The sequence below is a fragment of the Streptomyces sp. NPDC060027 genome, assembly GCF_042737005.1.
In the GTDB taxonomy this organism is placed as follows: Bacteria; Actinomycetota; Actinomycetes; order Streptomycetales; family Streptomycetaceae; genus Streptomyces.
Window position 1 is genome coordinate 1 of the sequence record NZ_JBHWVI010000187.1, and the last position, 17,829, is coordinate 17,829.

Here is a 17,829-nt window from a genome sequence, read left to right on the forward strand (position 1 = left end):
CACCTACAACCACCACCGCTGCCACACCGCACTCGGAGGCAAACCACCGATCAGCCGTGTCAACAACGCTGCGGGTCAATACACCTAGAAGCTGGTCGAGTCCAGCCGGTCGTCGGGGTCCGGGCCGGTGGAGAAGCCGCGGCGAGGGCCGGCGGCGAGTCGTGCGGCGGAGGCGGGAAGCGGGGCGCCCGTCGACGGATCCCAGCTGAGGATCCATTCGAAGTCGCGTTGCAGCCGACGGGCTTCGCTGCGGACGAGCGTCGGTATGTCACCGCGTTCGGAGATCAGTTGGGCATAGATCGGCGCATCGTGCACGTGGGGATCCTCGACTCGCTCTCGTGGTCTTCCGTGCCTCGAAGGTACGGCCGGGACGTGGTCGCAGCGGTGATCCGGCCAGCTCGGCCACAACCGGTCACGATGTGACCATCGGACGCCGTCGATGTCGAACGAGACGTCAGGGAACGCCAGTTCCGTACGCGCTTCCGAAAGGCCCGGGACGACGGGGCCCGGTCCGCGGGACGCACGAGCGGCGGGGCGGGAGGGGCCGGACCAGGGCGGCCGGACGGGATCGGAGCTCCGATCGCCTCAACGGGGTTGCTCGGCCGCCGTTCTGAGTACGGCGCGTGCCCTCACGGTCGCCCTTCGAGGTCGTGCGATGAAGGTCACGAAAACGTATCGGACATCTGGGACGTGGATCTTCACATGGGGGTCACAACATGGCTAAGTTGGCGACAGGTCGCCCGACTCCCTCCGGCGAAGCTCGCCGGGCGGCGCGGCCTCCGCCGAGTCCTGGCTGTCCCCGTGGCAGCTGGAGCCGGGGACCCACCGAACTTGGGGTGAATCGGCCCAACCGCCTTACGGGGCAAGGGTCGTAGGGCATACCTTCCGGAACCGTCCGCCCGAACCCGACAGCTAACCCGGTAGGCGGATGACGGAAGGAGTGCCACTCCCATGGCGCCGGAACGCACCCCGCCCACCCCGGGCACCAACCTGCCGAGCGTGCGGGACGCCGCCGTCGCGGCGATTGCCGTGTCGCGCGAGTCGACGCTCGCCCCGACCGCGGACGCCCAGCTGCTCGCCGGGCGGGCGGAGCCCACCCGGGAAGAGGTCCGCCAGCGGCTTTCGTCGCTCTACGACCAGGCGGAGAACGCCACCGGCAACTTCAACGCGACCCGGGCCCTGGCGAACCTCTCCCGCAAGCCCGACCGGCGAGCCGCCGGCCAGGGGCGCTCGGAGGTCGATCCCGCCCAGGCCGACCTGATGCGGCAGTGGTTCGACGGGGCGCGCTCCCGGATCGGACCCTCGGTCCCGGCCGTGCTCCCGGCCGACAGGCAGCCGGACCGCGGCCAGGCAGCCGCCCGCCCGACGCAGGGTGCGAGACGTCCGGCGGATGGTCCGACGACCTATCAGGTGGAGCAAGCCGGCCGCCCTGTGGCCGAGTTGGCGGCGGCACCGGCACGGGAGCTGACCGCGGGTCCGACTCCGGAACTGACCGCGCGCCCCGTCCTGGAACTGACAGCGGGTCCGGCGGCCGAGCTGACGGCCGGGAGTGCCCCGGCAGCGGCGGGACCCGGGGCGGCGGTCCGTGCGGCGCTGCCGGCGGCAACCGCTCCGGATGCCGCCTCTCAGCTGTCCCCGCTCCAGGTCAAGAAGGATCGTGCCCGGCGCCAGCTGGCCGCCGCGCAGGCTCTGCTGTCGAGGCACGCCGCGCGGCAGAGCATGCCGGTCGTGCAGGCCCCGGCGCTGGAGTACCGCCCGGTGACGGAGGAGCCCCGGCTCCCCTCGTTCGAGTCGGCGCCGCTGCCTATGTCGTTCGAGTCGGCCCCGTTGCCCACGTCGTTCGAGTCGGCACCGCTGCCTACGTCGTTCGCGTCGGCGCCGATGCCCACTCAGTTCCAGTCGGCATCGTTGATCCCCTCGTTCGAGTCGGCGCCGTTCCCCACGTCGTTCGCGTCTGCGCCGCTGCCTACGCCGTTCGAATCGGCCCCGATGCCCACGCAGTTCCAGTCGGCATCGTTGCCCATCGCGTTCGAGTCGGCGCCCATGCCCACGTCGTTCGCGTCGGCGTCCCTGCCTGCTCCGTTCGCGTCGGCGCCCCTGCCCACTCCTACGCCCACGCCCTTCGAGTCGGCGCCGATGTCCGCTTCCTTCGCGTCGGCGCCCCCGGCCGTCGACGCGGGGTGGCGGCAGCCGTGGCCGGCCGGAAGCGACCAGTCGTGGCCCGCGGCCCCGGCGCCCGTCGATCCGAGTCCGGGGTTCGACATCGACAGCCTCACGCGTGCCGGTGCGGGCGCCGGCACCGGGGCTGCTCCCGCCGCCGCACCGGTCGTCGGATACGACAGCAGGGCCGCGGAGGCGGTCGCCTTCGCCCGTGCGCAGATCGGCAGGCCGTGCGTGTGGGGCGCGTCCGGGCCCGGCTCGTACGACCCCTCCGGTCTCACCCAAGCCGCCTGGAAGAGTGCCGGGGTGTTGCTCCCCCGCTCGACGCAGGACCAGGCGAGCGTCGGCCCCGCGATCGCCCTCACCGGTATCCAGCCGGGTGACCTGGTCTTCTTCCACGGCAACGTGAGCCATGTCGGCCTCTACATCGGTGACGGCACGATGATCCACGCCCCGAGTCCCGGCGCGCGGATCGCCGAGGAGTCGATCCACTACGCCGGGCAGGGCTCGATCCACAGCGTCGTACGTCCGGCCTGAAGCGGGCTCGGACCTACGAGGGAACGCCGTGGTGGCGCGCGCCGTCAGAATTCCCGGTCGATCCCCGTGACGGCGGCCGGCCCCAGCGGAGCGTCGTCCGCCGAGAGGCCGCTCTCGCGGAGTGCGCCGGCGACGAGCCGGACGGCCTCGGCCTCGGCGCTGCTCTGGTTCGCCGCCTCGACTTCGAGCCGGACGGAGAACGTGTGGTTCTCGTCGACGGTCAGCAGGCTCAGCTCCTCGGTCTCGCCCAGATCCGTGTTCTGGGGGTCCTGAGGGCGAAGCCTGCGTTCCACGTCGGCACGGGACGCGTCCGAGAGGCCGTGGACGAACGTCCCGGGAACGGTGATGACGTAGGTGGTCACAGGAACTCCTTGCGTGGGTGCCCCGCGGGCCTGAAGTGCGGTCGGCTGTGTGATCGCCCGTCTACCCCGCATTGTGCCGGGCACCCGGAGCTTCTTCGCGTCGGGCGGCGCCTGCCGCGTGGTGATCGGGTGGCGATACGGTCGCCCCATGGCTGATGCTCGGTTGACCACCGCCTCGTTTCTCGTGCTCGGCATCATCGACAAGTTGGGCGAGGCCAGCGCGTACGACGTCAAGGTGGAGGCGGCACGTACGGTCGCGCCCTTCTGGTCGGTGCCGCACGCACAGGTGTACGCGCAGTGCGACCGCCTCCTGGATGGCGGGCTGTTGTCGCAGGTGCGACAGGAGAGCGGCCGCAACCGCAGGGTGCTGAAGGTGACGGACCAGGGCAGGGCGGCCCTCCAGGGCTGGCTCGACGACCCCGCCTTCGTCCCGGTGGAGGCGCGGGAACGCGGCATTCTCAAGCTGTGGTTCGGTGGCCGGCCCGAACTGCTCGGTCCCGTACAGCTCGACGAGCACCGCCGGACTCTGGACGACTACGAGGAACTCGCATCGAGCGTCGGCGAGTTGCTGACGCGCGGGCAGCGGGACGCGCTGGAGTTCGGCATCCGCTACGAACGCATGATGGTGGATTTCTGGCAATGGGTGCAGCGCCGGGACGAGGAGCGCCGGGACGAGGACACGACAGACCGTTGACCCCGGCTGTGGGCCGCCCCTACCGTCTCGATAGTCCAAACGAGACTATCGATGGTCGGGTCGCGACCACGAGCAGGGAGTCGCCGTGCGTCGTTCAGCCGTGCGTCGTTCAACGGGGAACACCTGGCGCCGCGTCGCCGTCATGGCCCTGTCGGCCGTGTGCGTGGGCTACGCGCCGATCGCGATGACCGAACTGTGGCCGTACGCGCGTCCCGGCGCGCCCGCGTTCGGAGAGTGGCTCCTGGCCCATCTCGTCTCGCCGCGCTACGTCGCGGACGCGCTGGCCACCCGGATCGAGCCGTACCGCCACAGCCTCGTCCCGATGATCGTGCACTCCGTGCTGGGCGGCCTGCTGATGCTGCTCGGCCCCGCGCAGGTTCTCACCGCCGCACGGCGCCGCACCCGGCTGCACCGCGTGCTCGGCGTGGTCTTCGCGGTCACCGTGTACGCCTCGATGGCGGGCGCCGCGCTGTACCTGGCGCGCACCGCACCCGAGGACGCCTTCAGCGGCGCCGCCTTCTGGATCGTGCTCGCCACGATCCTGGTGGGCACCGTGATGAGCGTGACGTTCGGTGTGCTCGCCGCCGTCGGCGGATTCCCCGACCTGCACCAGCGCTGGATGCTGCTGTGCTACGGCTTCCTGCTGACAGCACCCCTGCTGCGGTTCGAGTGGGGTGGCCTCCCCCTGATCCTGCCCGGCCTGTCCATGGCAGAGATCAACCGTGTGGCGACCATGCACCTGTGCTCGGTCGTGGCGTTCGGCGCCCTGATCGCCTCGCGCGCCCTGGACCGGCGGACCACGGTCGCCGGGGTGTCACGGTCGTGGGCCCCGCTGCCCGTTCTGCTCCTCGCGCACCTGGCCGGTGCGGGCGCGCTGACCTGGATCGTGCGCTCCTCACTGGACTTCGGCACGCAGGGGCGGCGACTGCTGCTCGCCTATGTCCTGCCGTACGCCGTCACGTACGCGGTGATGGCCTTCTGCGCTCGGCGGGCCGGCCGGGAAGGCCGTCTCTGGGCACGGGAGGAGTGGCGTCTGCACTGGGTGGCCCTGTGCCTGGCGCCGGTGCTGTCGGCCGGGGCCGCTCCGCTCTTCGAACGATCGCTGGGGCTCGACCGGCTCACGGCGCTGGCCGCCGGGGCGGCGATCGGCTGCGGTGCGCTGGCGTTCGCGGCGACCCTGATGGTGAGCGTGCGCGTCATGTACGCACGGGAGGTCCTCAAGAGGGCTGCGCCCGCCCGCGGTACGGCTTCCGCCTCTCGACGCCGGTCTCCTAGTACTCCAGCCGTAGTTCGCGATCTTCATTCCTGAGTGGCTTGTCGGTAGTGGCTGGCTTGGGATCGGGTCTGGTGGCGGCGTCGCCAGTTCGACCAACCGAGCCGGTGGGCTGTGTCGTGGACGGGTCGGACGACGAGGGTGATGAACAGGCGCTGGATCTCGTTGCAGGTGAGCGGAATGAGGGCATCGGGTGCGGGGCGGGTGTGCTCGTCTGCGCGTACGACGGCGAGGAAAGCGTGCGCGAGCATGGCGAGGGTGACCCAGCGGGACCAGGAGGTATAGCGGCGGACCTGGTGCTCGTCGAGTGCGGCCAGACCCTTGCCCGACTGGAAGAACTCCTCCACCCGCCATCTTGATCCGGCGACTCTGACCAGCACGGTCAGCGGCACGGACGCGGGCGAGTAGCAGCGGTAGTAGGCGAGTTCGCCGGTGCTGCGGTTACGGCGGATCAGTAGCTGACGACTCCCGGGGCGGGGGTCGGGGAGGTCGATGACTGCCCAGTTGTAGACGCGGTGACCCTTGGCCCCGGCCCCTGCGGAGAGCTTCTGCCAGGCCCGCTTGGGCACCTTCTTGGCCAAGATGTCCGCACGGAACTTCCCCGCACCGGTGGTGACTTCGTGCGAGCAGGCCACCGCGAGGACGTAGCCGGTGCCGCGTTCCTCCAGTGCGGTTCGCAGCTTCGGGTTGCCGCCGTAGACCTCGTCGCCGGCGACCCATGCAGTTTGGTGGCCGGCGTCCAGGAACCGGGCGACCATACGAGTGGCCAGCTCCGGCTTGGTGGCGAAGGTGGTTTCCTCGGCAAGGCCCGCGGCGCGGCAGCGGTCGGGGTCGGAGGTCGGAGGTCCAGGAGCGCGGAACGTAGAGTTCCCGGTCCACTGCGGCGTGGCCGCGCTTGCCTGCGTAAACCAGGTAGACGGCGGCTTGGGAGTTCTCGATCCGGCCGGCAGTACCGGTGTACTGGCGCTGGACGCCGACCGTGCCAGTGCCCTTCTTCACATCGCCGGTCTCGTCGACGACCAGCACCGTCCGGTCGTCGTGCAGGTGCTCCACCACGTAGCCGCACACGTCGTCGCGGACCTGATCGGCATCCCACTTGGCCCTGCCCAACAGGTGCTGCATGCCGTCCGGAGTGGTCTCGCCAGCCCACTCGGCGATGGTCCAGCAGTTCTTGCGCGGCAGATCGGCCAATAGACCGAGCACCAACCGCGCCGCCCTGCGCCGGGGTTCGACCCGGGCGAAGCGCCCCGCGATCCGGCCCATCAGGCCCTCGAACGCGTCCCGCCAACGGGCGGGTTCTATGCTGTGACCTGCGGCCACCGTCTCTTCGTCAGTCCACACAACTCACGATGATCAACGGTGGCCGCACCCGTCTCCACAACGCGTCAGGGTCGCGCAGTTCCGCCTGCCGTCCTGAGTCAGGAGGACATGTGCAACGTGGCGAAGTCTGGTGGGTGGAGTTCGACGAGCGGCGGCTGGTCGTACTGCTGGCGGCAGACGACGCGTCCAGGATCCGGGCGATGCAGGTCGTCACTCCTGCGGGCGTCGACATCAGCGGTCTGGGCGTCGAAGTGCAAGTAGGTGCCATGGAAGGACTGCCCTTTGAAGGCGTGCTGCGGTTCGCGTTCCCGCGCCCGGGCTTTACCCCCTGCACGTGGCTGACCACCGTGTCCCAGGACGACCTGATCGAGCGGGCGGGCGTCCTGTCCTCCGCGAAGCTCAGCGAGATTGAGGACGCCCTCCGTCTCGGTGAACAGGCGAAGGAACGGACCCCGGCGACAACCGCGAAGCTCAGCGAGATCAGGGACGCCCTCCGTCTCGGTGAACTCGGGTAGGCGGAGAGGCGCCACTCACCATCGAGATCACGATCTACGGCTGGAGTACTGGCGGCTCGCGCATGTCATCCGCCTGATCCTCACGTGATCCCCGTCCGGAAACGGGATCCCCATGCCGAACGCATCCGACCTGCCCCGGCACGACGACACCACGGGACACCCGCAGCCGCCGCGAAAGGCGAAAGAGCCGCGTGAGGCGAAAGAGCCGCGTGAGGTGCGAGAAGTGAAAGAGATGCCGGAGGTGCAGGGAGTGAAAGAGGCGGAGGAGGCGCAGGGAGTGCAAGAGGTGGAGGGGACGCGGGACGTGTCGGTGAGCGCGGCGGGGCCTGCCGCCGGACCCCTCGCGTCGGGTGGGCGGCCCCTGACTCCCGGTATGGCGATGCTGGCCACCGCGGTCGCCGTGGTCAGCGTCCTCGTCGGCGGACTGCTGGCGGCCGTGGCCCTCACCGGGCACGTCTTCGGCGCGTGGAGCTCGCCCGAGTCGCTGACGCCGGGACTGATCGGGGCGGCCATGCTCGGCACCGCGCCGGGACTGTTCGCGGTGGCCCGTGCCCGCTCCTGGCACGAGGTCCGCACGCTCGTCCACTGGTCGGCCTGTTCACGGTGAGCCTGCTCAACGCGGGGCACCTGTACATCGCGCGGGGCGGCTCCATCATCCCGGTGCTGTTCAGCCTCGGCTGGCTGTTCGTCCTCGGAGTGCTGTGCGTGTGCGCCCTGATCGCGCTGGCGTGGCAGCACTTCACCCCCGCCCAGCCGCTCGGTCCGCGTGTCGCGCCCCTGCCCGGCTGGTCGAAACCGGCGCTGGCCGTGCTCGGTTCGGCTTGGCTCGGCATCGGTACGGGGCTGCTGGCCCGGCCCGGCTTCTGGGCCGACTTCGTGCCGTGGAGCGTCAACCGCCCGGACGCCCAGGCACTCGGGGTGTGGGCCCTCGCCCTGGGGATCGGCGTCCTCGGCGCCCTTGCCGAGGACGACCTAGGCCGCACCGGCTCGGCCCTGATCGCCCTGCCGGGCACGGCGGTCACCATGACCGTCGTCCTGGTCTTCCGCGCCTCGGCCGTCGACTGGTCCTCCGGCCCGGCCCTCTGTCTCGTCGCCATGATCGCGGGGTTGCTGCTGGCGGGCGCGAGTGGGCGCGTACTGCTGACGAAGTCCTTGGTACCGCAGCCCCGGCACTGAAGACAGCCAGGGCGCTGGGGCGGGACGGCCGTGCGCCGGTGGTGTTCTCCCGCGCCCGCGCCGGAGCCGCATCCACCGGCGCACCTGCGGCGCCGGTTCCGCTCACAGCGGCAGGATCACCAGGGCCGTGTCGTCGGTGGCGCCGCCGGGCGGGAGCAGGTCCGACAGGAGGGCGTCGGCGAGGGCGTCGGGCGTGGCGTCCCGGTGGTCGGTCAGAGCGGCGGCGAGGCGTCCGAGGCCGACGTCGATGTCCTCACCACGGCGTTCGATCAGACCGTCGGTGTACAGGGCCAGGGTGTCGCCCCCGGCGAAGTCGATGGACGCCTCGGGACGGGGCACGTGATCCGGCCGGGCTCCGAGAGGCGGGTCGGTCGCCCGGTCCAGGAACTCCACCCTCCCGTCGCCGCGCAGGAGGGCGGGCGGGGGATGCCCGGCACTGCTGTAGGCGATGGTGTGGGTCTCCCAGTCGATGCAGGCCGTCACCGCCGTGGTGGACTCGGCGCCCTCGACGGAACGCGCGTACAGCCCGAGCACCTCCAGAGCTCGCGCGGGGCCGCTGGAGGCCCGGGACGCGGCGCTGAGGGCGCTGCGCAACTGGCCCATGACGCAGGCGGCCGACAGGCCGTGGCCCACGACATCACCCACCGCGATCGCCATGCGGTCGCCGGTCAGGGCCACCAGGTCGTACCAGTCGCCGCACACGTTCAGCGCGCTCGTGGCCGGCCGGTAGCGCACGGCGGCATGGTGGGGCCCCACCTGGTGGGGTGAGGGCAACAGTGCGTCCTGGAGGGCGACGGCGACCTCTCGTTCGTGGGCATGGGCCCGCCGCAGACGATCGTTGACCTCCTGCAGCTCCCGGGCCCGCGTGTACAACTCGGCCTCCAACACGGGGGCCCGGTCGCCCTGGCCCACCCCGCCACGGGCCCGGATGAGTTCGGTGACCTCCTCCACCCGGTGGACCAGCAGGATCACGTTGCCGTCCGCGTCGAGCACGGGAGCGTTGACCGGGCTCCAGTACCGCTCCTGCCAGACCCCCGGCCTGTCCAGGGACTCGACGTCATAGCGCTGCAGGACCATGGCGTCGCGCTCCCCGGTCTCCGCCACCCGGCGCAGGGACGCCTCCAGCTTCCGCATCCCGTCGGAGGCCGGATCGTCCGGCCGGTCGGGGAACACGTCGAACAGATACCGGCCGACCAGCTGCTCACGGGAGCGGCCGGAGTTGCTCAGGTAGTCCTCGTTCGCGTCCAGGACGACCAACCGCGGGGTGAGCAGCGCGACCATGCCGGGCAGGGCGCGGAACACACCGCCGTAGTCGATCTCTGCTCCCGCCACCTGTTCACCCGCCTCACGCCGTGGCCCTGGTCGTGCCCACGGTGGAAGCGGCGGAGCACCCGACCCTGCCCCACCCGCCCAGGTCATGGCCAGGGGCTACGCCCAGGGCCCACGTGTGGTGCAGTCTTCCCATCAGGCCACCGGACCGCGTCCGCTGCAACCGGGGAGGGATCGCGCGCCGCCCTCGCCCGGACCCGGTCGGCCCCGGACGGGCCGGTCGACCGGCGCTCCCGAGGTGTCCATGGACCCTTGCTCCGTACGGTGTTGCTGTGAATTCGAGAGGCGGTTGAACACGCCGGGATCCGCGTGCGTATAGGGCTGGGGGACTTTCCATGCCGAGCCGACCACGACGCGTAGGAGCACCACCTTGGGACGCAACACGCGCAGACGCCCCACGGGCGCACGACGCGCGACCTCAGCAGCTGTCGCACTGATATTGGGCGGAGGCGGACTGGTAGCAGTCAACGTCTACGCATCGGCGACCGAGAGCGGGGCGGGTGGCCAGCAGGGCGCGAACGTCCTGTCCGCCGGCGCCGCCACCATCGACTGCCCCGACATCGGGGACGAGTTGACGACGGTGCCGGAGGCCGCGAAGGGGGATGTCGACAAGGAACTCGCGCTCCTGGACCAGCAGATCGCCGAGGCCTATCAGCAACTCCAGGCAAAAGCCGACCAGATGCAGCAGAACGGCGACAGTGACGCCGACGCCATCATGAATCCGCTCAAGGAGAAGCGCACCGAGTCGATCGGCCGCATCGTGGCCGCCATCGACGACGCGGGCGAGCGGCCGGACGGGCTCGACGACCTCGCGGCCTGCGAACTGCGCTCCTCCGGCAACCAGTCCGGTGGCGGGGAGAACGGCGGTCAGAGCGAGGGCGCACAGGGCGGCGCGGGTCAGGCCCAGGGTGGTGCCGCCGGCCAGGGTGACCAGCAGGGCGGCGGCGCCCCGGCCGGCAACGGCCCCGTGGCCGCCGACTTCGCGGACATCAAGTCGGTGCAGCCCAACGTGCAGAAGCCGCAACCCCAGGACAACGCCTCCCGGGGCGAGTTCGCCACCAGTTGCGGCGTGAACGCCAACGGCCTGTTCAACTCCGACAACGTGATCGTGGCTCCCGGTGTCACCAACGGCGCCCACCACTTCCACGACTACGTCGGCAACCAGTCCAACAACGCCTTCGCCAGCGACGACGACCTGGCCAATGCGGACACCACCTGCCAGGACAAGGGCGACAAGTCCACCTACTACTGGCCCGTGGTGCGGCTCCAGAACGGAACCCGCGAGAAGGACGCCGACGCCGCCGGAGGCGGGACCGAGGGCAACGCCGGTGAGATCGTCACGCCCAAGCAGGTCACGCTGGACTTCGTCGGCAGCCCGCGCAGCAAGGTCACGGCCATGCCGCGGCTGCTGCGCATCATCACCGGCGACGCCAAGGCGTTCGTCAACGGCAACACCAATGCCAACGCCTCCTGGAGCTGCACCGGTTTCGAGGACCGGCAGTTGAAGGACAAGTACCCGGTCTGCCCGCAGGGCAGCGACGTGGTCCGCACCTTCAAGTTCCAGAGCTGCTGGGACGGCGCGAACATCGACAGCGCCAACCACCGGGCCCACGTGGCCTTCGCGGACGCCGAGGGCAACTGCCCCGGCGGCTTCAAGGCCATTCCGCAGCTGGTCCAGCGCATCGTCTACGACATCGACGCGCCGAGTCTGCAGGACGGCGGCCGTACGTCACCGTTGTTCGCGGTGGACTCCTTCCCCGAGCAGCTGCACAAGCCGGTCACGGACCACGGTGACTTCATCAACGTCTTCGACGAGGGCCTGATGAAGGACATGGTCGACTGCATCAACGATGGCCGGAAGTGCGGCGCGGGCGCTGGGGCGGAAGAACCGCAGGAACCGTCGCAGAGCGCCGAGCCCCCGAACCCCTCGGAGGAAGCACCCGATCCTTCGGAGGAGGCACCGAACCCGTCCGAGGAAGCACCCGATCCCTCGGAGGAGGCACCGAACCCCTCCGAGGAGCCCACGGAGCAGCCGGCGCCCACCGCGGACGACCCCTCCGACGGCGACGAGGGGTCAGCCCCCGGTGACAACGGTGACAACGGTGACAACGGTGGCAACGGTGGCAACGGTGACGATCAGACCGAGGAGCCCGCGGACGACGCGCCGAGCACCGAGCCGGCGGGCGACAAGGAGTCTCCCGTCGACGTGGAGCCCAAGGCCGATGTGACGGCGTCGCGCGACACCGCGGGCGACGGGCAGAGCGCCGAAGTGGGCACGCCCGCTCAGACGGCACCCGTGGCGGCCGGATCGGACCCGTCGGCGGCCTCGCAGACCGAGCCGCAGGCGGTCGGGGGCGGTGGGCTCGCCGAAACCGGGGCGCAGCTGTGGCCGGCCGCGATCGGCGGGATCTTCGTGATCGCGGGCTTCGTGCTCCTCCGCCGTATCCGGCGCAGCCAGATGTGACACGGACCCGTCAGGACGGACACGTCCTGACGGGCGAGTTCGACGGATGAGTTCTGAGGGGGCTCGTGGCCTGTGTGGACAGGGCACGGGCCCCCTCGGCCGCGTTCCGGGCGGCCATCTCGACCGGCGGTGTGCGCCGATTCACAGCATGCTGGTGGAAGACGCGATCATGTCGTCCACATTGGGGAAGGCGAAGCTCCATGGACGCATCAGAGCAGGCACCGGATGACCGGCCCCTCGACCTGTACCTCGAAATGCTCCGCCTGCGCATGTCTCCGGCGGACTACGCGCTCTTGCTGCGCATGGTCGAGCCCGTACTCGAAGCGATCAGGGAGGAGAGGGCGGGAGCGATCGAACTGAATCTGGACGGCGCGGAACCCGACAGCGTCTCGCAGGAGGTCCGTGACGAGGCGTCCCTCGTGGTCGCCGTGGCCGTCACGGGACGCCTGGACAACCGGATCGTCGAGCTGGAGACCGAGGAGATCGGGGTCGTCCGGGTCGTCACGGATTCGGGTACCGCGGATGATCCCGAGCGGTGCAAGGAGATCGCCGACTTCATCGGAGAGCGGCACCGCCAGGACGAGGAACTGCGCGGCATCGCCGAGGTGAGCGGCCTGCCCACCGATGTGTGAACCCTCTCCGGAGCGCTCCGGCGCGTACCGCGAAGCCGTGGACCGGCTGGTCGGAGCGCTGCCACGCGAACGCGCGAGCGGGGCGCACCGGCCGGACGCGCCGCGGATGTCCCGCTCGGGGCGGATCACGCACGCGGAGAAAGCCGGTCCGACGGGTTCCCCGGCGCCGTGGGCGCCGCCTCGCGGCCCGGGCGCGGGCGATCATGGTCCTGGGTCCGGAAAATATGGCGTAGGGTTGAGTTCAACGACGCGGGGTGGAGCAGCTCGGTAGCTCGCTGGGCTCATAACCCAGAGGTCGCAGGTTCAAATCCTGTCCCCGCTACTCGAAGACCGAGGGGCCGACATCAAGATGTCGGCCCCTCGGTCGTGTTGTACGCCCCTGACGCCCGGTCGGCGCGAGCCGGGGTGAGTACGTACGAGTGTGCGCATCCGGCACGGACTGAGCGGGTGGTGCCGCCACAATGAGCCCATGACCAAGATCCAGAGCGGTGCCGAACGGGTCGTGGCTGCCGCCCGTTCCCGAAGTCACCGAGGATTCACGCTGATCGCCATCGACGGTATGGGCGGCTCGGGGAAGTCGACCCTGGCCTCGGCCGTGGCCGGGCTCGGGGGTGCCGTGGTCGTGCACGGCGACGACTTCTACCGTCCGATGGACGCGGACGAACGCGCCGGACTGACCCCCGAGCAGGGCTACGACCGCTACTTCGACTGGCAACGGATACGCGACGAGGTGCTCACCCCGCTCACCGCCGGACGCGACGCGGCCTACCGGCGCTACGACTGGTCGACCGGGGCTCTGGCGACGGACAGGACACTCGCGGTCGCCCGGGACGGCATCGTCGTCGTCGAGGGCGTCTACACCGCTCGGCCCGAACTCGCCGACCACTACGACCTGGTGGTGTACGTCGACACCCCGCCCGACGAGTCCATGCGCCGGCTCCGCGCCCGCGGCGACGACCACGGCCCCCTCGACTGGGAGGCCCGCTGGCGCCTGGCCGAGGAGCACTACCTGACCACGACCCGCCCCCGGGAACGGGCCGACCTGGTGATCCCCGGACACTGAGACCGGGCCGTGCGCCGGGCGATGTCCTCGCCGGGGGCATGCGGCGCGCGAGACGGCGACGCAAAAAAGCACCGCCTCCGGGATGACCGGAGGCGGTGCTTGTGGAGCGCCGGGCAGGCCTTGCACCTGCATTTCCCCGCAGGAAGCGGGGCGTCTTTCCTTGGACCACCAACGCCGGGCTCGGCACCGAGTGTTCGGTGCGGGCTCAAGATCGAGCATATCAGCTGACCGGCGGGTCGGACGTCATCCCCCCCGGTGGGCCGAAACGCGTACGTCGAAACGGAGTGTTTGATTGCTCTTTGGGGAGACGTGGCGCCCATTGTCGGCCAATAACCGCCAGGGGCGCCGTCCTTCGCCGCGTGGCGCCTCCGGGTTCCTCGTGGCCGGAAGCCGCGTGCCGTGGCGCCGCGCGCACGCGGCCCGGCAGGTGCGCCGGTTACCCCGTGCAATCGGCATCGGGGGACCGTCGCTCCGGACGGCGCGGACCCGTGACGCGGGAGTGTGCGCAGGTGACGCGCGTCGACAGGGGCACGCCGCGCGCGGCCCGCCCGTGTCGGTGACTGCGCGGCCGTGAACGCGCACGGGGCCGGACGCTCCGCCGGGGGACCCGTCGGGTGTCGGCCGGGCCGGGTTCCGTACGGGTGAGTGCGGGCCGTCGTCCTCCGGCCAAAACAGGCGGCGCCGACCCGCGGTCCCGTTCCGTAGGGCCCTTGTCGCTGTCGGTGGCCGGTGATTAGGCTCCGGCTCACTTTCGCACTTCGTACACATTTTCTGCACGTGCGGGCCGGCCGGACGGGCCGGTCCGTCGGTTCCTGGCGCGTTGCGCGACCTCCTCGACCGGGAGCGTCGCGGGCCGGCACGGGAAGCACGGGGGAGGTGGAGATGGTCGACGAGTGTGCGGCGTCGCAGCCGACCGCGGATTCCCGCGGCGGGCGCCGGAGCACCGCCTCCGCGGCCCGGCGACCCGCCGACCGAGGCCGACGCGATGTCCGGCTGCTGTGGCTGACCAACGCGGTCGACGGGCTCGGCACGCAGACCTCCGGTGTCGTGTTCCCCCTGCTGCTCCTGCACCTGGGACACAGCCCCACCGTGGCCGGCGTGTTCGCCAGCGCGGCCGCGCTCACGGGCGTGGCCCTCGGACCGCTCGTCGCCGTACCCGCCGACCTGGGGCATCGGCGGCGCATCATGATCGCCTCGGCGGTGCTGGCCGCCGCGGCCATGGCGGGGCTCGCGATCGCCGCGGCCCAGGGACGCACCTCGTTACGGATTCTCGTGGCGTTCGCGCTGGCCGAGCGGCTGTGCGCGGTGACCTACGAGGCCGCCGCGCGCGGTGCTCTCGCCCATCTCGTCGCCCTCCCGGACGAGTTGCCGCGGGTCGCGGCCGGGATCCAGACCGGCGACCAGGTCGCCCTGGTCGCCGGACCCGCCCTCGGCGGCGTGCTCTTCCAACTCGCCCGGCCCCTGCCCTTCCTGGCCGACACCCTCTCGTACGCCGTGACGGCGCTCGGCGTCCGCGCGATCCGCACCCCCGTCGACGCACCGCGCGGGGAGTGCGGCCCGCGCCCCGGCGTCCTCGGGACACTGCGCGCGGTGCCGGGCGACGTCGGAGCCGGACTCGCCCTGGTCGCCCGCTCCGCCGTGCTGAGACTCGTCGTGACCTGGACGTCGGTGGCGAGCGGCGTGGTGACGCTGCTGTCCTTCACCGTGCTGTTCGTGCTCGGCGCGCACGGCGGCACGGCGGCGACCGGACTGGTCCTGGCGGCCTCGGGAGCGGCGGGACTGCTCGGCTCGCTGCTGTCGGTGCGGGTGGTGAGACGGTTCGGAGCGCGCCGGGCCCTCGTGACGGCGACCTGGCTGCTCATCGTCCCGTCGGCCGCGCTCGCCGCCGCCGACGGTCCGTGGGCCTTCGGAGCGGCCTTCGCCGGGCTGTGCGTGCTGGTGCCGGTGATCACCGTCGTGCTGTCCAGCGCCGCCATCGCCGCCACTCCGCGGGAGACGCAGTCGCGGGCCGGCGCCGTCATCGGGTCGGCGGCCGCGCTCGCCGCCGCCGCCGCACCGGTCGCCGCCGCGGTCCTGGTGGCCGAAGTCGGGCCCCGGGCGCCCGCGTTGCTGTGCACCGCTGCCGTGGTCGTGCTCGCCGGATACACCCATGCCGCCGCTCGCCGGACGCTCACTCCCGCCACCGCCGACGGAACCCGACGACCCGAACCCGCGACCGGGCCCTCGACCGGAAAGGAGCGGCAGCCATGAGCGATCCGTACCAGGTGTTCCGCGGCTCACTGCCGGACGTCTGCCCGAGCGACCCGACCCGCATGGTGTTCGCAGGCGACGCCGAGGGGCGCTGCGAGGTGTTCACCTGGGACGCGGGCGCCCGCAGGGCCCGCCAGGTCACCGACCGCGCCGGCGGGACGGCACACTGCGCGATCGACGCCGACGCCTACGTGTGGTGGTTCGAGGACGACGCCGAGGGGAACGGCCGCTGGTGGTTCCGCGCGTTCGACGGCGGACCGCGATGGCCGGGCCTGCCCGGAGCGCCCGCGGGGCAACCACGCGGTCTCGCCATCGCACCGGACGGAACGGTCGCCGCGGCCGTCGCCGACTCCGACGCCACGACCCTTCTCGTCGGACGCCGGGGGCGCGCGGCGCGCACCCTGCTGCGCACCCGCACCCCGTTCCGGCTCGCCGGCATCAGCGCGGACGGCGGCCTGCTGGCCGTAGCGACAGCGCCCGGGGACGCCGCGGCCGTCACCGTCCTGACGACCCGGGGCGAGACGGTGGCGGTACTCCCGGGGACGGGAGTGGCTCGCGGGTCCAAGGACAGGCCGGACCCTCCCACGGAAGGGGACACGACGGGGCGCCTGTGGTGTCTGGGGTTCTCCCCGCGGCAGGGAGACCGGGACCTGCTGCTCGTACGCGAGAGCGGGTACCGCTACGTCCTGGAGACCTGGACGCCCACGGCCGGAACGATGACGCACCCGTGGTGCTCCTTCGACACGGAGATCACCGCCCACTGGTATCCCGACGGCCGTGCGGTACTGGTCCGTCAGGAACGGCACGGGCGCTCCCTGCTGCACCGCGTCGAGCCGCGCACCCGCCGCCGTACCCTCGTCCCCACGCCCGTGGGCAGCCTGCTCGACGCGGCACCCCGCCCCGGCGGAGGCCTGCACTACGTGTGGACCGACACCGCGCATCCGCCCGTGCCGCGCGCCACCGACGCGACCCCGCTGCCACCGGCCGGCCCCACGACCGTCGTGCCGGGCCACCACACCGGCGTCTGGACGCCGGTCCCCGGCGGCCGCGTCCACGCCCTGCTCAGCCTGCCGGAGCGGCCCACGGACGCACCCCCACCGGCCGTCTTCCTCGTCCACGGCGGACCGGCCGACCACGACCGGGACGCCTACGACGCCACCGTGCACTCCCTCGTCGCCTCCGGCTACGCCGTGGTGCGCGTCAACTACCGCGGCTCCACCGGATACGGACCGAACTGGCGACGGGCGTTCCCGGACGGTGTCGGCCACACCCAGGTCCGGGATCTCGCCGCCGTCCGCGCCGAGCTCGTACGGCGACGGCTGATCGCCGGGGACGCCACCGCGCTGTGGGGCGTCTCGTGGGGCGCCTATCTGGTCCTGCTCGCCCTCGGCACCCGCCCCGGCCTCTGGCGGGCCGGCATCGCCGTCAAGCCCGTCGCGGACTGGGTCGCCGCCCATCGCTCGACCACGCCGGCACTCCGGGCCCTGGACGTACGGCTGTTCGGCGGCACCCCCGACGAGATGCCCGAACGCTACGCGCGGAGCTCGCCCCTCACCTACGCGGCCGAGGTCGCCGCGCCGCTCCTCGTGGTGGGCGCGACGAAGGACACCAAGTGTCCGCCCGGGCAGATCCGCAGTTACCTCGCAGCCCTGGAGCGGGCGGGGGTCCCGCACGAGGCGATGTGGCTCGACACCGGACACGACGGCTACGACGGCGCCGCCCATGTCTCCGTGCTGCGTCGGTCCCTGCGCTTCCTGCACACCCACCTGCCCGCCACGCACCGGCCGGCCGGCCCACAGCGTCCCCCGGCACGACTCGGGGGATCCCGGTCCCACTGATGCACCAGTGGGACCGGGTCATGCACAGCACCACCTCACCGAAGGAGGAACTACCGTGCAGAAGGACATCATCCACAACGACCCGCTCGCGGGCGACGAGGAAAACCGCAAGCCGGGCATCGGCATCACGATCACCATCCCGTTCCGCAACGCCGACGAGGGCGGCGACGACGAAGAGTGACCCACCGCCCGGCCGGCCCGTGGTCCGCCACGGGC

At 71.7% G+C, this 17,829-nt stretch carries 15 protein-coding genes, 1 tRNA gene, 1 pseudogene and 1 riboswitch; of the genes and pseudogenes, 13 read left to right on the plus strand and 4 right to left on the minus strand.

Going from position 1 to position 17,829, the window contains the following annotated elements:
• Window positions 1–84: 84 nt before the first annotated feature.
• A complete protein-coding gene (locus ACFWBT_RS32915; RefSeq protein WP_385706637.1) occupies window positions 85–315 on the minus strand; it encodes a hypothetical protein in 231 nt (76 codons plus the stop codon).
• Window positions 316–770: 455 nt separating this feature from the next.
• Window positions 771–943: riboswitch (cyclic di-AMP (ydaO/yuaA leader) on the plus strand.
• A gap of 8 nt (window positions 944–951) precedes the next feature.
• On the opposite strand from ACFWBT_RS32915, the gene ACFWBT_RS32920 reads away from it, so the two are divergent.
• Window positions 952–2,697, plus strand: a complete 1,746-nt coding sequence (locus ACFWBT_RS32920) for an NlpC/P60 family protein (protein WP_385706638.1) — start codon at window positions 952–954, stop codon at window positions 2,695–2,697.
• Between the two features lie 44 nt (window positions 2,698–2,741).
• Here the strand turns inward: ACFWBT_RS32920 and ACFWBT_RS32925 are convergent, their stop codons facing one another.
• The gene (locus tag ACFWBT_RS32925) at window positions 2,742–3,059 is read right to left on the minus strand and encodes a hypothetical protein (RefSeq protein ID WP_385706639.1); all 318 of its coding nucleotides are present in this window, start codon (window positions 3,057–3,059) and stop codon (window positions 2,742–2,744) included.
• 148 nt (window positions 3,060–3,207) lie between these two features.
• On the opposite strand from ACFWBT_RS32925, the gene ACFWBT_RS32930 reads away from it, so the two are divergent.
• Both ACFWBT_RS32930 and ACFWBT_RS32935 read left to right on the plus strand, forming a co-directional pair.
• Entirely contained in the window at window positions 3,208–3,753 is a 546-nt protein-coding gene (locus tag ACFWBT_RS32930; RefSeq protein ID WP_385706640.1) for a helix-turn-helix transcriptional regulator, read from the plus strand.
• 85 nt (window positions 3,754–3,838) lie between these two features.
• Window positions 3,839–5,062 (plus strand): DUF2306 domain-containing protein, encoded by a 1,224-nt coding sequence (locus ACFWBT_RS32935; RefSeq protein ID WP_385706641.1) that lies wholly within the window; start codon window positions 3,839–3,841, stop codon window positions 5,060–5,062.
• On the opposite strand, the pseudogene ACFWBT_RS32940 reads toward ACFWBT_RS32935, so the two are convergent.
• Window positions 5,053–6,289 (minus strand): annotated as a pseudogene (locus ACFWBT_RS32940) (IS701 family transposase). The gene ACFWBT_RS32935 and the pseudogene ACFWBT_RS32940 sit on opposite strands and share 10 nt — an antisense overlap.
• A 167-nt stretch (window positions 6,290–6,456) precedes the next feature.
• Between ACFWBT_RS32940 and ACFWBT_RS32945 the strand changes: the two are divergent.
• The 3 genes from ACFWBT_RS32945 to ACFWBT_RS32955 all read left to right on the plus strand — a co-directional run bounded on the left by ACFWBT_RS32945 (window position 6,457) and on the right by ACFWBT_RS32955 (window position 8,037).
• A complete protein-coding gene (locus ACFWBT_RS32945) occupies window positions 6,457–6,861 on the plus strand; it encodes a type II toxin-antitoxin system PemK/MazF family toxin (RefSeq protein WP_266841859.1) in 405 nt (134 codons plus the stop codon).
• 223 nt (window positions 6,862–7,084) lie between these two features.
• Complete coding sequence (locus tag ACFWBT_RS32950) at window positions 7,085–7,468, plus strand: hypothetical protein (RefSeq protein ID WP_385706642.1); 384 nt, start codon at window positions 7,085–7,087, stop codon at window positions 7,466–7,468.
• Complete coding sequence (locus ACFWBT_RS32955) at window positions 7,465–8,037, plus strand: hypothetical protein (RefSeq protein WP_385706643.1); 573 nt, start codon at window positions 7,465–7,467, stop codon at window positions 8,035–8,037. Before ACFWBT_RS32950 ends, ACFWBT_RS32955 begins: the two co-directional genes overlap by 4 nt.
• A gap of 102 nt (window positions 8,038–8,139) precedes the next feature.
• Here the strand turns inward: ACFWBT_RS32955 and ACFWBT_RS32960 are convergent, their stop codons facing one another.
• A complete protein-coding gene (locus ACFWBT_RS32960) occupies window positions 8,140–9,369 on the minus strand; it encodes a PP2C family protein-serine/threonine phosphatase (RefSeq protein ID WP_385706644.1) in 1,230 nt (409 codons plus the stop codon).
• A gap of 367 nt (window positions 9,370–9,736) precedes the next feature.
• On the opposite strand from ACFWBT_RS32960, the gene ACFWBT_RS32965 reads away from it, so the two are divergent.
• The 7 genes from ACFWBT_RS32965 to ACFWBT_RS32995 all read left to right on the plus strand — a co-directional run bounded on the left by ACFWBT_RS32965 (window position 9,737) and on the right by ACFWBT_RS32995 (window position 17,794).
• Complete coding sequence (locus ACFWBT_RS32965; protein ID WP_385706645.1) at window positions 9,737–11,830, plus strand: DUF1996 domain-containing protein; 2,094 nt, start codon at window positions 9,737–9,739, stop codon at window positions 11,828–11,830.
• 200 nt (window positions 11,831–12,030) lie between these two features.
• Entirely contained in the window at window positions 12,031–12,462 is a 432-nt protein-coding gene (locus ACFWBT_RS32970; protein WP_385706646.1) for a hypothetical protein, read from the plus strand.
• Between the two features lie 248 nt (window positions 12,463–12,710).
• Window positions 12,711–12,784: transfer RNA gene (locus ACFWBT_RS32975), tRNA-Met, on the plus strand.
• 147 nt (window positions 12,785–12,931) lie between these two features.
• Complete coding sequence (locus tag ACFWBT_RS32980) at window positions 12,932–13,525, plus strand: uridine kinase (RefSeq protein WP_385706647.1); 594 nt, start codon at window positions 12,932–12,934, stop codon at window positions 13,523–13,525.
• 882 nt (window positions 13,526–14,407) lie between these two features.
• A complete protein-coding gene (locus ACFWBT_RS32985; RefSeq protein WP_385706648.1) occupies window positions 14,408–15,775 on the plus strand; it encodes an MFS transporter in 1,368 nt (455 codons plus the stop codon).
• Window positions 15,772–17,613 (plus strand): alpha/beta hydrolase family protein, encoded by a 1,842-nt coding sequence (locus ACFWBT_RS32990; RefSeq protein ID WP_385706649.1) that lies wholly within the window; start codon window positions 15,772–15,774, stop codon window positions 17,611–17,613. The genes ACFWBT_RS32985 and ACFWBT_RS32990 overlap by 4 nt, the downstream gene beginning before the upstream one ends.
• 55 nt (window positions 17,614–17,668) lie before the next feature.
• A complete protein-coding gene (locus ACFWBT_RS32995; RefSeq protein ID WP_257785090.1) occupies window positions 17,669–17,794 on the plus strand; it encodes a hypothetical protein in 126 nt (41 codons plus the stop codon).
• Window positions 17,795–17,829 lie beyond the last annotated feature (35 nt).

Excerpts from the sequence above, each read along its gene's own strand:
- ACFWBT_RS32920 (WP_385706638.1), top strand. The coding sequence starts at position 952 with ATGGCGCCGGAACGCACCCCGCCCACCCCGGGCACCAACCTGCCGAGC.
- ACFWBT_RS32930 (WP_385706640.1), top strand. The coding sequence starts at position 3,208 with ATGGCTGATGCTCGGTTGACCACCGCCTCGTTTCTCGTGCTCGGCATC.
- ACFWBT_RS32970 (WP_385706646.1), top strand. The coding sequence starts at position 12,031 with ATGGACGCATCAGAGCAGGCACCGGATGACCGGCCCCTCGACCTGTAC.
- ACFWBT_RS32980 (WP_385706647.1), top strand. The coding sequence starts at position 12,932 with ATGACCAAGATCCAGAGCGGTGCCGAACGGGTCGTGGCTGCCGCCCGT.
- ACFWBT_RS32985 (WP_385706648.1), top strand. The coding sequence starts at position 14,408 with ATGGTCGACGAGTGTGCGGCGTCGCAGCCGACCGCGGATTCCCGCGGC.
- ACFWBT_RS32990 (WP_385706649.1), top strand. The coding sequence starts at position 15,772 with ATGAGCGATCCGTACCAGGTGTTCCGCGGCTCACTGCCGGACGTCTGC.